1 protein-coding gene is annotated in these 1097 nt (G+C 43.1%); it reads left to right on the top strand.

The genetic code is table 11. The annotated features are described in order from the left end of the window. Window positions 1-92: 92 nt before the first annotated feature. The coding region (locus tag R7D93_RS25925) for a metallophosphoesterase (RefSeq protein WP_318129636.1) at window positions 93-1097 on the top strand (1005 nt) is incomplete at its 3' end.

Genomic DNA, 1097 nt, shown 5'->3' with positions numbered 1-1097 from the left:
GTAAACGTGAAATCAAAAATTCACAGTTTCATAAAATTCATGATTCTGTCATGATTCACTTCTTATTATTATAAGGAATGAAAAGAGAGAAGATGAAAATGAATAAAAATCATAAGCCAGTAAGAATCAAACTGGCACACATCAATGACACTCATTCCTACTTTGAGCCAACGTCATTACAGCTAAAACTCAAAATCAACAAAGACCTCATATTAGAACCTTATGTTAGTGCGGGCGGATTCTCACGAATCGCGACTCGAGTTGAACAGCTACGTGATGATGCACAGCGTCAAGGGCAGGGAATGTTGTTCCTTCATGCTGGCGACTGCTTCCAAGGCACGCTCTATTTCTCCTTATTTAAAGGCAAAGCGAATGCCGATTTGTTGAATGCCTTGAATATTGATGCCATGGCATTGGGAAACCACGAGCTCGACATGGGGAACGAACCGGTTGCACTATTTTGTCAGCGTACAAATTTTCCGCTGCTCGCAGGCAACTGGGATCTGTCCAATGAGTCAAAAAACAAAGCGCATCGACTAAGCGACTGTAACAACGTACTGAGCTATCAACCGGATTCACGCAGTGCGCAATACCTTGTGAAAGAGTTTAACGGTGTAAAAGTCGCTATTTCTGGTTTGTCCATCGATAAAATCAGCGATATAGCAAACCCTGACGCTGATACGCCATTTATGACTGCAATTGAAACCGCGAAAGCGACGGTCGCACAAATTCACAATGATGGAATCAAAAACATCATTTTACTGAGTCACCTTGGTTACGAGGGCGACTTAGAACTTGCAGAGCAAGTAGAAGGCATCGGTATCATCGTGGGTGGTCATAGCCACCGTTTGCAAGGTGACTTTACTGCGATTGGTTTGGGTGAAGATGATCCTTATGGTATCAAAGTAAATGGAACCTACGTTGTGCAAGCCGGTTTTCATGCTCTGACCATGGGCCATTGTGTGCTTGAGTTTGACGAGAATGGCCAAGCAACCATGTTGAATGGTCAAAATGAATTACTGTTAGGGCGCCGTATTTTCTGGGATTCAACGTTGAATCAACAATTGGACCAAGGCGTATTTGAAACCGCTTGTGAT

Origin of the sequence: Vibrio sp. YT-15 (assembly GCF_033337445.1) — a bacterium.
GTDB classification, from domain to species: Bacteria; Pseudomonadota; Gammaproteobacteria; order Enterobacterales; family Vibrionaceae; genus Vibrio; species Vibrio alginolyticus.
The sequence above is the reverse complement of the archived record's forward strand: the minus strand, read 5'-3'. Positions and strand labels throughout refer to the sequence as shown.